The 13335-nt window shown below is 73.4% G+C and carries 10 protein-coding genes and 1 pseudogene; 5 read left to right on the top strand and 6 right to left on the bottom strand.

What is annotated here, in order from left to right; genetic code table 11:
- The 6 genes and pseudogenes from EAO77_RS24160 to EAO77_RS24135 all read right to left on the bottom strand — a co-directional run.
- A pseudogene (locus tag EAO77_RS24160) lies at positions 1-409 on the bottom strand (alpha/beta family hydrolase); the annotation flags it as partial.
- 174 nt (positions 410-583) lie between these two features.
- Positions 584-1597 (bottom strand): TerC/Alx family metal homeostasis membrane protein, encoded by a 1014-nt coding sequence (locus tag EAO77_RS24155; RefSeq protein WP_147990388.1) that lies wholly within the window; start codon positions 1595-1597, stop codon positions 584-586.
- A 249-nt stretch (positions 1598-1846) separates the two neighbouring features.
- Positions 1847-3805: a TerD family protein gene (locus EAO77_RS24150; protein ID WP_147990387.1), complete on the bottom strand. Its 1959-nt coding sequence runs from the start codon at positions 3803-3805 to the stop codon at positions 1847-1849.
- A 175-nt stretch (positions 3806-3980) separates the two neighbouring features.
- Positions 3981-4559, bottom strand: a complete 579-nt coding sequence (locus EAO77_RS24145; RefSeq protein ID WP_147990386.1) for a TerD family protein — start codon at positions 4557-4559, stop codon at positions 3981-3983.
- 132 nt (positions 4560-4691) lie between these two features.
- On the bottom strand, positions 4692-6818 hold the full coding sequence (uvrB, locus tag EAO77_RS24140; RefSeq protein WP_147990385.1) for an excinuclease ABC subunit UvrB: 2127 nt from the start codon (positions 6816-6818) through the stop codon (positions 4692-4694).
- Positions 6819-6945: 127 nt separating this feature from the next.
- Positions 6946-7818 carry an MHYT domain-containing protein gene (locus tag EAO77_RS24135; RefSeq protein WP_147990384.1) on the bottom strand — a complete coding sequence of 291 codons (873 nt, stop codon included), beginning with the start codon at positions 7816-7818 and terminating at the stop codon, positions 6946-6948.
- 339 nt (positions 7819-8157) lie between these two features.
- Between EAO77_RS24135 and EAO77_RS24130 the strand changes: the two genes are divergently transcribed.
- The 5 genes from EAO77_RS24130 (at position 8158) to EAO77_RS24110 (ending at position 13223) form a co-directional block, all read left to right on the top strand.
- Positions 8158-9045 carry a glycerophosphodiester phosphodiesterase family protein gene (locus EAO77_RS24130; RefSeq protein WP_187283388.1) on the top strand — a complete coding sequence of 296 codons (888 nt, stop codon included), beginning with the start codon at positions 8158-8160 and terminating at the stop codon, positions 9043-9045.
- 151 nt (positions 9046-9196) lie between these two features.
- On the top strand, positions 9197-9727 hold the full coding sequence (locus tag EAO77_RS24125; RefSeq protein WP_147990383.1) for a methylated-DNA--[protein]-cysteine S-methyltransferase: 531 nt from the start codon (positions 9197-9199) through the stop codon (positions 9725-9727).
- A 145-nt stretch (positions 9728-9872) separates the two neighbouring features.
- Positions 9873-11132 (top strand): MFS transporter, encoded by a 1260-nt coding sequence (locus EAO77_RS24120; protein WP_147990996.1) that lies wholly within the window; start codon positions 9873-9875, stop codon positions 11130-11132.
- Positions 11133-11358: 226 nt separating this feature from the next.
- Positions 11359-12282 carry a pseudouridine-5'-phosphate glycosidase gene (locus EAO77_RS24115; protein ID WP_147990382.1) on the top strand — a complete coding sequence of 308 codons (924 nt, stop codon included), beginning with the start codon at positions 11359-11361 and terminating at the stop codon, positions 12280-12282.
- Positions 12279-13223 (top strand): carbohydrate kinase family protein, encoded by a 945-nt coding sequence (locus tag EAO77_RS24110; RefSeq protein WP_147990381.1) that lies wholly within the window; start codon positions 12279-12281, stop codon positions 13221-13223. The genes EAO77_RS24115 and EAO77_RS24110 overlap by 4 nt, the downstream gene beginning before the upstream one ends.
- Positions 13224-13335 lie beyond the last annotated feature (112 nt).

Here is a 13335-nt window from a genome sequence, read left to right as displayed (position 1 = left end):
CGAGGGCGACCACGCCCCGCACCTGGGGGTGCGCCGCGGCACTCAGCGCGGCCCTGCCTCCCATCGAGTGGCCGACGAGGACGACAGGGACGCTCCCGCAGGCGGCGGCCAGCTCGTCGAGGGCGCGAGCGGCGTCCCGGGCAGCGTCGGCCCGCTCCCCGTTCCAGCCGCGGTGGATGTAGCGGACGCGGCCCACCACGATCCCGTGGCCCGCCGTCGCCCGCGCGATCCCGGACGTGAAGGGGCGCATCCGGGCGCCGGCCAGGCTCAGGGCGGAGGGCGGGGCCAGTCCGTCGGCGCGGCCCCCGTGGAGCACCAGGACGGCGGCCGCGGGGCGGTCCTGCGCCCGGTCGAGCACGAGGGCGGGCGGCGTGCCAGGCGGCTGCGGGCGTACGGCGATGACGGTCACGTCCCTCGGTGCGGGGGCCCCGCTGTGCGGAGCCGGCGATGCGGTCCTGTCACGGTAGGCGCGGCGGGGCCCCCGTGGAACGGGTCGGCGCACGGCGAAGGCCCCGGCCGGGGGCGCGACGCTCGCGCGTCCTCCCCCGGCCGGGGCCTTCGGTCACTGCCCGCCGCTGCCCGGTCAGGCCTCGACGCTGTCCTTGTCCTTGCCCGCGTCGTCCTGCGAGCCGCTGGCGGCGGCGGCCTCGGCCGCCTCCTTCTTCCTGGAGGCGATCAGGCTGGTGATGGTCGTGATGACCAGCACACCGCAGATGAAGGCCAGGGAGAACGGGATGGAGATCTCGGGCACGTGCACGCCGCTCTCGTGCAGCGCGTGCAGCACCAGTTTGACGCCGATGAACCCGAGGATCACCGAGAGGCCGTAGCTGAGGTGGACCAGCTTCTTGAGCAGTCCGCCGATGAGGAAGTACAGCTGGCGCAGACCCATCAGGGCGAAGGCGTTCGCCGTGAACACGATGTACGGGTCCTGGGTGAGGCCGAAGATCGCGGGGATCGAGTCGAGCGCGAAGAGCACGTCGGTGGTGCCGATCGCCAGCATGACCACCATCAGCGGGGTCATGACGCGCTTGCCGTTGACCTTGATGAAGAGCTTGGTGCCGTGGTACTTGTCCGCGACGCCGAACTTCTTCTCCACGGACTTGAGGAGCTTGTTCTCCTCGAACTCCTCCTCCTCGTCGTCCGCGCGGGCCTCCTGGATGAGCTTCCAGGCCGTATAGATCAGGAACGCGCCGAAGATGTAGAAGACCCAGGAGAAGCTCGCGATGATCGCGGCGCCGGCCGCGATGAAGATCGCACGCAGGACGAGGGCGATGAGGACACCGATCAGCAGCACCCGCTGCTGGAGGTGGGACGGCACCGCGAACTTCGCCATGATCAGGACGAAGACGAAGAGGTTGTCCACACTCAGGGACTTCTCGGTGATGAAGCCCGCGAAGAACTCGCCCGATGCCTGGCTCTCGCCCGCGACGAGAAGTCCGATGCCGAAGAGCGCGGCAAGGACGATCCAGACGACGGTCCAGATTCCGGCTTCCTTGATCGACACGTCATGGGGCTTGCGCCCGATGAAGAAGTCGACCGCGATCAGGGCACTGAGACCGAGAATGGTCAGCACCCACATGGTCATTGAAACGTCCACTGCGCCTCCGGCGTCGTACGGCTACTGATCAGCGTCGTCGCTGCCGGAGGTCTCCTCCACCCGGGCGGCTTCCACCGCACCACGGGCCGACGCCCCGGGACCTCTCTTTCGGTCCGTATTGACGGGCACGCCGCAAGTCGGGAGTACTCCCCTCCGCTCAAGGAACAGTACAGGGAAGCCCAAGGAAAGGTAAAGGCGAGGGCAAAGGCGTCGCCCCGCGAACCGGGCGACGCTCGCCGAAAGGCCTGGTCAGCGCCCCCAGGAGCGCCGCGCCGCGGCCACTTGTTCGAGCACCTGGCGCAGGATCGCGCTGCCCGGCGGCACGGTCGCCGGTTCGTACGTCCAGGCGTGCCGCACCCAGGGGTCGGCCAGGTGGTCGTCGGGGACGGGCGTGACCCGCAGGAGTGAACGCCACAGCGGGTCGAGCACCGGTCCGTACGCGCTGGCGTCCTCGCGGTCCGCGACCATCAGCAGGTGGACGCCGACGGCGGGGCCCTCGTCGGCCAGGTAGCGGAGCTGGGTGACGGCACGGTCGTCGAAGCCGTGCGGGAAGTCGTTGACGATCAGCAGCTGCTCGGCACGGTCCAGGTCCGGCGGCAGCGCGTCGGCGGCTCCGCCGCGCATGGCCATGGACATGAGGTCGACGCGCTCGGTGAGCCGGGAGAGCACCGTGTGCACCCCCTGGGCACCGGCGGCCGGGGGCGCGGCCAGCACACCCGTCTCGACGAGCGGGGCGAGGGGGACGGCCGCCGAACCCGCCGGGTCGATCACATGGACGGTGAACTCCCCCGGCGGGTAGACCGCGATCAGCCGGGCGGCGAGGGCCACCGCCGTGTCGGCGGCCTGCCTGCGCAGCGCGCCCTCGTCCATGGCGAGTGCGGCGTCCGAGCTGGACCGGCCGCTGTCGACCCACAGACCCCGCTCCAGCGGCAGGCGCACCAGCAGCGGAATCCGCAGCTCGGGGCTCTCGGGCAGGTGGATGTCGCCGATCCGCAGTGCCATGGGGATCTCCATGGGCACCCGGTAGGCGTGCCACACGGGGTTGTCCCAGCGCGCGTAGGACGCGGGCAGGGCGGGCTCCACCACCTCGGACTCGGCGGTGAGCTGGGCCAGGTCGCGGTCGAGCGCCTGCCGCGCCTGGTCGCGCAGCTGCTCGAACTTGGCGCGTGCGGCGGCGCGGGCGGCGTCCCCGCCGCTGCCGATGCGGCTGCGGGGGTCGGACAGGACCTGGTCGAGCTCCTTGTCCATCCGGGACTCGGCGAACTCCACCGCGCTGCGGTACGCGGCGACGGCGCGGGCGAGGTCCTCGAACATCCCCCAGACCTGGTTGTAGAGGCGCTCGTCCATGGACCAGCCGGTGGCGTCACCGGCGACGGGGCCCGCGGGGCGGCCCGGCTCGCCGGCGGGCGCCGCCACCGGCGGGGGCGGCGCGGCCGGACGGCGGCGCGGGTGGGAGTAGTTGATCGGCCCCGCGGGCACCTGGGGCCCGTCGGGCACCGGGGTCTGCTGGGGCCCGGCCGGGGTGGCGGGCGCCGACGGGCCGTCCGGGATGGTGCGGCCGCCGCTCAGGCCGGCGTCCGGCGCGGGGGTCTGGTCCGGGCGGGGCGCCGCGGGGGCACCGCCGTCGGTGCGGGTGGACAGCCGGGCCGGCTCGGTGCGCGGCACCGCGGGCGCGACGACGGCGCGGACGGCCTCGGCGATCTCCCGGGCCTGCCGGACACCCTGGTCGGCCAGCAGGTCGCCGAGCCCTCCCGCGTAGCCCTGGCCGACGGCGCGGACCTTCCAGGCGCCCTGCCGCCGGTACACCTCGAGGACCACGACCGCGGTCTCGCTGTCGAGTCCGGTGACGGTGAAGCTGGCGATCTCCTCGCCGCTCTCCGCGACGACGGCGACGAACGGCGCCGCGGTCGCGCCGAAGCGCTCCGGGGCCGCGCCGCCGGTCAGCGCGAGCAGCACGTTGATCTGCTGGGCCTCGGCGGGCACGGCGTCCAGGTCGAGCACGAAGCGCGGGGCGCTCTCGGCGCCCGCGGGGACCTCGACCCCGGGCAGCACCGGTGCGCCGGGGCGGGCGACCCACTCCTCGCGGGCGGTGCCGCGGTCGTCCACGAAGGTGGCACAGGCCACGACCGGGTGTCCGGCCGACACCCGTATGTCCAGTCGGGTGTGGGGCAGGGGGTGGTTCTGCCCCCGGACCAGCTCGGCCGTCATCGCTCTTCGTTCCCCTCGGTCCTGTGCAGTGCGGTGCTGGTGGTGTGGCTGGTGACGTGGCGGCAGCGGATGCGCCCCCAAGTGGTGCAGCTCCCGGTGGCTGTGCCTCCGGGAGCTGCGGGTCCGCCGGGCGGGCGGGCCGGCCGATGCCGGTCCGCGCGCCCGCGGGCGGGTCCTACAGGTGCGGCAGGATCGCCGGCATCAGGTCCTGGAAGGTGCGGCCGTTGGCCGGGTTGCCCAGGGCCGTCATCTGCCAGCCGGCGCCCGCGCGGTGCACCTTGGCCATGATCTGCGCCGTGTACTGGCCGCCGCCGTCGAGCGTGTAGCGGGCCAGCTCCTGGCCGTTGGTCTCGTCGACGATGCGGCAGAAGGCGTTCTGCACCTCCTGGAACGTCTGGCCGGTGAAGGAGTTCACCGTGAAGACGATCTGGTCGATGTGGACCGGGACCCGCTGGAGGTCCACGAGGATCGCCTCGTCGTCGCCGCCCGAACCGGCGCCGCCCACGAGGTTGTCACCGGTGTGCTTGACCGAACCGTCGTCGCTGACGAGGTGGCGGAAGAAGACCACGTCCACCGGCTGCTTGTCGGCGAACAGGACGGCCGACGCGTCCAGGTCGATCTCGCGGGTCCGGGAGCCGAACAGACCGCGGCGAGGAGCGGCCTGCCAGCCGAGCCCCATCCGCACAGCCGTGAGGGTGCCCCCGTCGCTCTTCTGCAGGCTGATGGCCTGCCCCTTGGTCATGTTGACCGTCACGCGCTGTCCCCTTCTTCGGAATCGCCACCGCTCTCACGAGCGGTTGACCTGCACCCTACGCAGTGATTGCCGCCCCGCAGCACCGGGTGCCCGATTTTGTGTCGGTCTTGCAACACAGGCGCCCGGCGCGCCTCACGCGAGCCCCGCCTCCCTCATCTGACGCAGCTCCTTCTTCAACTCCCCCACCTCGTCGCGCAGTCGCGCGGCGACCTCGAACTGGAGCTCCGCGGCGGCCGCCCGCATACGGTCGGTCATCTCCTCGATGATGCCCGCCAGTTCGGTGGCGGGGCGGTCGGTGAGGGTGCCGTCCTTCTTCCCCCCTCCGCCCGCTCCGCCGAGCGAGGGCACGGGCGTCCTGGCACCCTTGCCGGGTTTGTCCGCCTTCGCCTGGCGATAGCCGGTGCCGAGCAGCTCCTCGGTGTCGATCTCCTCGCGCGCGATGGTCGCGACGATGTCGTTGATCTTCTTGCGGAGCGGCTGCGGGTCGATGCCCTTCTCCGTGTTGTACGCGATCTGCTTCTCGCGGCGGCGGTTCGTCTCCTCGATCGCCTTCTCCATCGCCGGGGTGACCTTGTCCGCGTACATGTGGACCTGGCCGGAGACGTTGCGCGCCGCGCGGCCGATGGTCTGGATGAGCGAGGTGCCCGACCGCAGGAAGCCCTCCTTGTCGGCGTCGAGGATGGCCACCAGGGACACCTCCGGCAGGTCGAGCCCCTCCCGGAGGAGGTTGATGCCCACGAGGACGTCGTACTCGCCGGCCCGCAGCTCGCGCAGGAGCTCGATCCTGCGCAGGGTGTCGACGTCGCTGTGGAGGTAGCGGACCTGGATGCCGAGTTCGAGGAAGTAGTCGGTGAGGTCCTCGGCCATCTTCTTGGTGAGGGTGGTGACGAGGACCCGCTCGTCGCGCTCGGTGCGCAGCCGGATCTCGTGCACCAGGTCGTCGATCTGGCCCTCGGTCGGCTTGACCACGACCTCGGGGTCGACCAGGCCGGTGGGCCGGATGATCTGCTCCACGAAGCCGTCGCCGCGCGACAGCTCGTAGGTGCCGGGGGTCGCGGACAGATAGACGGTCTGGCCGACCCTCTTCTGGAACTCCTCCCACTTCAGCGGCCGGTTGTCGAGCGCGGAGGGCAGCCGGAAGCCGTGGTCGACCAGCGTCCGCTTGCGGGAGGCGTCGCCCTCGTACATCGCGCCGATCTGGGGCACGGTGACGTGCGACTCGTCGATGACGAGCAGGAAGTCCTCGGGGAAGTAGTCGAGGAGGGTGTTCGGCGGGGAGCCGGGTTCACGGCCGTCGAAGTGCATCGAGTAGTTCTCGATGCCGGAGCAGGAGCCGATCTGGCGCATCATCTCGATGTCGTACGTGGTGCGCATGCGCAGCCGCTGGGACTCCAGCAGCTTGCCCTGCTTGTCCAGCTCGGCGAGCCGCTGCTCCAGCTCGGTCTCGATGTCGTTCACCGCGCGCTCCATGCGCTCGGGGCCGGCGACGTAGTGGCTGGCGGGGAAGACGTAGAGCGAGGTGTCCTCGCTGAGGATCTCGCCCGTCAGGGGGTGGAGGGTCGACAGCGCCTCGATCTCGTCGCCGAACATCTCGATCCGGACGGCGAGCTCCTCGTAGACCGGGAAGATCTCGATCGTGTCGCCGCGGACCCGGAAGGTGCCCCGCTGGAAGGCCATGTCGTTGCGGGTGTACTGGATGTCGACGAAGCGGCGGAGCAGCTGGTCGCGGTCGATCTCGTCGCCGACCTTGAGCTGCACCATGCGGTCCACGTACTCCTGCGGGGTGCCGAGGCCGTAGATGCAGGAGACGGAGGCGACCACGACGACGTCGCGCCGGGTGAGCAGCGAGTTCGTCGCCGAGTGGCGCAGGCGCTCGACCTCCTCGTTGATCGAGGAGTCCTTCTCGATGTAGGTGTCCGACTGCGGGACGTACGCCTCGGGCTGGTAGTAGTCGTAGTACGAGACGAAGTACTCCACCGCGTTGTTCGGGAGGAGCTCGCGGAACTCGTTGGCGAGCTGGGCGGCGAGGGTCTTGTTGGGCGCCATCACCAGGGTCGGGCGCTGGAGCTTCTCGATCATCCACGCGGTGGTCGCGGACTTTCCCGTGCCCGTGGCGCCGAGGAGGACGACGTCCTTCTCGCCCGCGCGCACGCGCCGCTCCAGGTCGGCGATGGCCGTCGGCTGGTCGCCGCTGGGCTGGTAGGGGCTGACGACCTCGAAGGGCGCCACCGAACGTTCGATCTTGGAAACGGGCCGCATGGATCCCACCGTACGACCCGCCACCGACAACCGGGACGGAACGACCGCCGGGGCCCGTAAAACCGCTGGTCGGCGGCGTGCCCCCACCGGCGGCCCCGGCCCGGGGGCGCGGGCCGGCCGGGACGGCTCAGCGGCCGTCGCGCTCCGCGAGGTCGCCGCGCCGCCCGGATTCCGCCGCCCAGGCCGCGGCCCGGCGTGGCCGCTCGGTCGCCCGCTGTGCCGGGATGCCGGGGAGGCGGCGTTCACCGGCGCCGTCCCGCTCCGGGTCGCCGAGCACCAGCAGCGGGTCGAACATCACCACGGCGGCCGCCAGCAGCAGGAAGACCAGCGGGCCGATCAGCACGGGCGCGAGCAGGGTGGCCGGCGACTCCCCCGGCGCCGGCGCCCCGGTCGCCGGGTGCAGATGGACGCTCACGGCGGCCATGCCGACGTAGTGCATGCCGCTCACCGCGATCCCCATGACCAGGCTCGCCAGGAGGCTCGCCGAGAACCGGTGGACGGAGACGGCCGCCCACAGGGCCGCGGTCGCCGCGACGACCGCGATGAGGACGGAGAGGGCGACCGTGAGGGTGTCGTACTCGATCGTTCCCCGCAGCCGCATTCCGGCCATTCCCAGGTAGTGCATGGACGCGATGCCGAGGCCGGTGAGCGTGCCGCCCGTGACCAGGGCCATCACGGTGGCCCCCCGGTAGCCGACGATGAAGATCCCCACGCCCACCATGACGACGGCCACCGCGAGCGAGGCGAACGTCACGGCCCGGTCGTAGCCGATCGGCGCCTCGGCGACGGTGAACCCCATCATCGCGATGAAGTGCATGGTCCAGATCCCGGAGCCGATGGCGGCGCTGCCGAGGGCGAGCCAGACGGGGCGGTAGCGGCCTGCGTTGCGGACGGATCTGGTGGTGCAGCGCAGGCCGAGAGCGCCTCCGAGACACGCCATGAGATAGGCCGCCACGGGCGTGACGAGGCCGTAGCCGAATCCGTCCACCGTGCCCTGCATCGCGTCCCTTCCGCCCCGTGTGAGTCCCGGCGTCCCCTGGTCCGGCCGGTCCCGCCGCCCTCGGGCCCCCGGCCCCGGGCCGGCTCCTCGGGGGCCGGGGCACCGATCGGTTCACGCCATTCCGCGCCGTCTGATGGAACGTCCGTTTCCGGGCGAGCGTACGGCCCGCGGCAGCCGATGCAAACGGCGGGGGAGGCATTTGTCGACACAGGGAACCCCTGGTGACCGGCTGCGGGCGCCCGTGTTCACGTTGTGGTCATATTTCTCCTGTCCCGCGTTCTCCGGGCGCTGCGACCGTCGGCCCGTCCGTGCACCACCGCCACGACATGAGGAGTTTCTGTGCACCTTCGCCCGCGCCCCGCCGCCGCCCTGGCCGCCACCGCCGTCGGAGTCACCGCGCTGCTCGTGCCCGGCCCGGCGTGGGCCGGCCCGCACACGGTCCCGGGACACCGGGACGCACCGCTGGTGATCGCGCACCGCGGCGCCTCCGCCTACGCGCCCGAGAACACCCTCGCGGCCGTCGACGCCGCCGACGCGCTGGGCTTCGCCTGGGTGGAGAACGACGTGCAGCGCACCCGGGACGGCGAGCTCGTGGTCGTCCACGACGACTCCCTGGCCCGCACCACCGACGTGGAGCAGCGCTTCCCCGACCGGGCGCCCTGGAAGGTCAAGGACTTCACCGCGGCGGAGATCGCCACGCTCGACGCCGGCGGCTGGTTCGGCGAGCGCTGGGCGGGAGCGCGGGTGCCGACGCTCCAGGAGTACCTGCGGCGGGTCGACGCCAACGGCCAGAAGCTGCTGCTGGAGATCAAGAAGCCGGAGCTCTACCCGGACATCGAGCGGGACACCCTGCGGGTCCTGGGCGAGGAGGGCTGGCTGGACCGCCGGCACGTCCGCAGCCGTCTGGTCGTGCAGAGCTTCGGGGCCGACAGCGTGAAGGCCGTCCACGAGCAGCGGCCGGACGTCACCACCGGCTTCCTCGGCACGCCGGCCGTGGCCGACCTCCCCGCGTACGCGGCCTTCACCGACCAGATCAACCCGACGCACACCTCGCTCACCGCGGAGTACGTCGCGGCCGTGCACGCGCTCAAGGGAGCCCACGGCAAGCGGCTGCGCGTCAGCACCTGGACGGTGAACGACGCGGCCGGCGCGGCCCGGGTGGCAGCCTTCGGCGTCGACGGGATCATCACCAACAACCCGGACGTCGTGCGGGACGCCGTCGGCTGACGGGCGGGCGGGGCCCGGRCGGGGKAGSGCTGCGGGTGACGGCAGCGGGCAGGGCAGGGCTACGGGTGACGGCAGCGGGCAGGGCTACGGCAGCGGCCGGGAGCAGGGCTGCGGCGGACCGGTTGTCGGTGGTGGGCCCTACCGTGGGCGCATGGAGACCTTCGAGTGGGGCGTCGTCGGCACGGACATCGGTCCGCTGCTGCTCGCCGCCAGCGGGCGCGGCCTGGTGACGGTGGCCTTCCACGCCCGGCCGGCCGTCCGCGACCGCACGCTGGCGCGGCTGGCGGAGCGGCTCGGCGCGGAGCCCGTCGCGGACACGGAGGGCCGCCTCGCCGAGCCGATCCGCCAGCTCCGCGCGTACTTCGGGGGCGGGCTCAGGGAGTTCGACCTCCCGCTCGACTGGTCGCTCAGCGGCGGGTTCAACCGCGACGTCCTGCGGGAGCTGCTGGCCGGCGTGCCGTACGGCACGGTCGTCGGGTACGGGGACCTGGCGGCCCGGCTGGGCCAGCCGCGCGCCGCACAGGCCGTCGGCGCGGCGATGGGGTCCAACCCGATCCCCGTGGTGGTGCCGTGCCACCGGGTGGTGGAGACGGACGGCGGGCTCGGCGGTTTCGGCGGCGGCCTGGAGACCAAGCGCCGGCTGCTCGCCCTGGAGGGCGTCCTGCCGGAGCCGCTGTTCTGATGACGAGGCCCCGAGCGGGCCCGTGAGCCCGGGCGCCGGCACGGACGGCACCCGGCGCCGTGGACGCGCTCTCGCGGCGGGCTGCCACACTGCCCCGGTGACGAACCTCCAGCCCGGCACGCCCGACACGCCGGACACTTCCGGCATACGTGACACCGCGCCCGGCGCGCCCCTGACGGGGACCGCCGCGCTCCCCGCACTCCGCCGCCGGGTGAACGCGGTGCTGATCGCCAGTCAGATCCTCGGCGGCCTCGGTGTCGCCACCGGTGTCGCGCTCGCCACCGTGCTCGCCCAGGAGATCGGCGGCACGGAGGCACTGGCGGGCCTCGCGCCGACCGCGAGCGTCGCCGGCACCGCGCTGCTGTCGGTGCCGCTGGCCGCCCTGATAACCGCCAGGGGGCGTCGCCCCGGGCTGGTGCTCGCCTACACCGTCGGGGCCCTCGGTGCCGGGGTGGTCGTGGTCGCCGCCGTGGCCGGCAGCTTCCCGCTGCTGCTCCTCGGCATGGCGGGTTTCGGGGCCGCGTCCTCCGCCAACCTGCAGGCCCGGTTCGCGGCGGCGGACCTGGCGGAACCGGAGCACCGGGCACGGGCGATCTCCCTGGTCGTCTGGGCCACCACCGTCGGCGCGGTTCTCGGCCCGAACATCGCCTCACCCGCCGGGCACAGCGTGTCGGGGCTGGGCATCCCGGCGGCGGCCGGGCCGTTCCTGTGGGCGGCGGGTGTCTTCCTGGCCGCCGCCGTCCTGGTCCTCGTACTGCTGCGGCCGGATCCGCTGCTGACCGCCCGCGCGCTCTCCCCGGAGGACCGCTCCCCCGAGGGCCGTTCGCTGCGTGCGGCGGTCCGCGCGGTGCGCAGCTCCCCCATGGCCCGGCTTGCGCTGGTGACGGTCGCCGTCTCGCACACGGCGATGGTCTCGATCATGTCGATGACCCCCGTCGCCCTCGGCCATCACGGCGCCGGGATCCAGCTGATCGGCCTGGTGATCAGCGGCCACATCGCGGGCATGTACGCCTTTGCCCCGCTGATGGGCCGGCTCGCGGACCGGCTCGGGCGCCTGTCGGTCATCGGGCTGGCCGCGGGCCTGCTCGCCGTGGCGGCGCTGCTGGCCGGGACGGCGGGGGCGAGCCACGCGCGGACGGCGATCGGGCTGTTCCTGCTGGGCCTCGGCTGGTCGGCCGGGCTGGTCGCCGGTTCGGCGCTGCTCACGGACTCCGTTCCCCAGCCTGCACGCGCGGCGGTCCAGGGGCTGTCGGACCTCACCATGAACACGGCGGCGGGGATCGGCGGCGCGGCGGCGGGGCTCGTGATGGCGCAGGCCGGATACCCCTGGCTGAACGCGCTCGGTGCCGCGCTGCTGCTGCCGATGGCGGCCCTGACCGTCCGGCGCGCGACGAGCCGCACCTGATCCGGGCCACGCCCCGCGGACGGCAAGGCGGCTGCCGGTCGTGGGACGAGGTGTCGAGGCGGCTGCCCGCACACGGCGGGGCGGCCGCCCCCTCGGACGGCAGGGCGGCCGGAGCACGTCGGTGTCCGCGGCCCCGGGGCGGCCCGAGCACGCCGGTGCTTGCGGCCTCGCGGTGGCCCGAGCAACCGGTGTTTGCGGCACCCGTCGCCGCGCCAGGGATGAGGGCATGCCGAACAGTGCCGTGGAAGTGTCCGCAGAGGTACGCAGCGCCCTCGCCTCCGGTGCCCCGGTGGTGGCCCTGGAGTCGACGATCATCGCGCACGGGCTGCCGCGCCCGCGCAATCTCGCCGTCGCCCGCGAACTGGAGGACCTGGTACGGGAGCAGGGAGCCGTGCCCGCCACCGTCGCCGTCCTCGACGGCCGGCTGTGCGTGGGCCTCGACAAGGAAGGGCTGGAACGGATCGCCGGCGACCCCGCCGTCCGGAAACTGGGGCACCGCGATCTCGCGCCCGCACTCGCGTCGGGGGCCAGTGGCGCGACCACCGTGTCCGGAACCGCGCTGGCCGCGGAGAGGGCCGGCATCAGGGTCTTCGCCACCGGCGGCCTCGGGGGTGTCCACCGGGGCTGGACCCAGACCCAGGACGAGTCCGCCGATCTGCGCCTGCTCGCGCGCTGCGGTGTCGCCGTGGTCTGCGCGGGCGTCAAGTCGATCCTCGACGTGCCGGCCACGCTCCAGCGTCTGGAGACGCTCGGCGTGGGGGTGATCGGTTACCGGACCGGCCACTTCCCGGGCTTCTACCTGTCCTCGTCGGGCGAGCCGGTGGACTGGCGGGTGGACACGCCCGAGGAGGTGGCCGCCGTGATGCGCGCGCAGGACCTGCTCGGCCCGCCGTGCACGTCACTGGTGGTGGCCAACCCCGTGTCCGAGGCGCACCAATTGGACCCGGGGCTGCACGACCGGGTGCTGGCCCGCGCCCTGGACGAGGCGGAACGCGAGGGCGTCACCGGCCAGGCCGTCACCCCCTTCCTCCTCGAACGACTCACCCGCTACACCGAGGGCGCCTCGCTGGAGGCCAACCTGGCGGCGGTGCGCGGCAACGTCGCGCTGGCGGCCCGGGTGGCGGCGGCCTACACGGCGGAGGGCGCATGACGTCCTGGACGCGCAAGGCGCACCGGGTCCCGTGGCCGCACGAGAGGCACGGGCAGGAACCGGCCGGCCTGCTCGTCGTCGGCGACGTCGTCACGGACGTGGTGGCCCGTCACTCGGCCCCCCTCGCGCGGGGGACCGACACCGCCGCCGACATCCGGATCGTGCCGGGCGGGGCGGGGGCCAACGTCTGCTGCTGGGCCGCCGACCGGGGCTGCGGCGACGTCCGGATCCTCGCCCGCGTGGGCGAGGACGACGTGGCCTGGCACGCGGAGCGGCTGCGGACGGCGGGCGTGCGTCCGCAGCTGGTGACCGACACCGACCTGCGGACCGCCACGGTCATCGCGCTCGTCGACGCCTCGGCCGAGCGGACGTTCCTCACGGACAGCGGAGCGGTGCTGCGACTGGACGCGGACGACTGGTCGCCAGAACTCCTCGACGGGGTGGGCCATCTCCATCTGTCCGGTTATCTGTTCTTCGCCCCCTCCAGCAGGGAGGTCGCCCGGCTGGCGATGGACGCGGCGCGGGCGCGGGGCGTCCCGGTGAGTGTGGACCCCGCGTCCGCCGGGTTCATCGCGGCCGAAGGCGTCGACAAGACGCTGTCCGCCCTCGACGGCGTCGACATCCTCCTCCCGAACGCGGACGAGGCGCGGCTGCTCACCGGTATCGAGGATCCCGCGGAGGCGGCGGCCGAGCTCAGCCGGCTGGCGCCGCTCACCGTGGTCACCCTCGGCGCGGACGGCGCCGTGGTCGCGGAGTCGGGGCGGGTCACGGCGCGGGTCCCGTCGCCCCCGGCCGAGCCGGTGGACTCGACGGGGGCCGGTGACGCGTTCACCGGCGCGTTCCTCGCGGCCCGCCTCTGCGGCGCGGACGCCTCCGCGGCCGCGGAGGCGGGCTGCCGGGCGGGCGCGCAGGCGGTGACCCTCGTCGGCGGCCGTCCGTGAGGGGTGCCCGTTCCCCTCGCGCCGGCGAGGGCGTACCCCGTCGGGGAACAGCCCGGTGCGCCGCCCGGGCGTCCAGGCGCGGGCAGGCCAGGGCGGGGGCAGACACAGGGCG

Origin of the sequence: Streptomyces sp. T39, from assembly GCF_008042045.1 — a bacterium.
Classification (GTDB): domain Bacteria; phylum Actinomycetota; class Actinomycetes; order Streptomycetales; family Streptomycetaceae; genus Streptomyces.
The sequence above is the reverse complement of the archived record's forward strand: the minus strand, read 5'-3'. Positions and strand labels throughout refer to the sequence as shown.

Coding starts and splice junctions, on each gene's coding strand:
- EAO77_RS24150 (WP_147990387.1), bottom strand. CDS start 3,805: ATGACGGCCGAGCTGGTCCGGGGGCAGAACCACCCCCTGCCCCACACC.
- uvrB (WP_147990385.1), bottom strand. CDS start 6,818: ATGCGGCCCGTTTCCAAGATCGAACGTTCGGTGGCGCCCTTCGAGGTC.
- EAO77_RS24135 (WP_147990384.1), bottom strand. CDS start 7,818: ATGCAGGGCACGGTGGACGGATTCGGCTACGGCCTCGTCACGCCCGTG.
- EAO77_RS24125 (WP_147990383.1), top strand. CDS start 9,197: ATGGAGACCTTCGAGTGGGGCGTCGTCGGCACGGACATCGGTCCGCTG.
- EAO77_RS24115 (WP_147990382.1), top strand. CDS start 11,359: ATGCCGAACAGTGCCGTGGAAGTGTCCGCAGAGGTACGCAGCGCCCTC.
- EAO77_RS24110 (WP_147990381.1), top strand. CDS start 12,279: ATGACGTCCTGGACGCGCAAGGCGCACCGGGTCCCGTGGCCGCACGAG.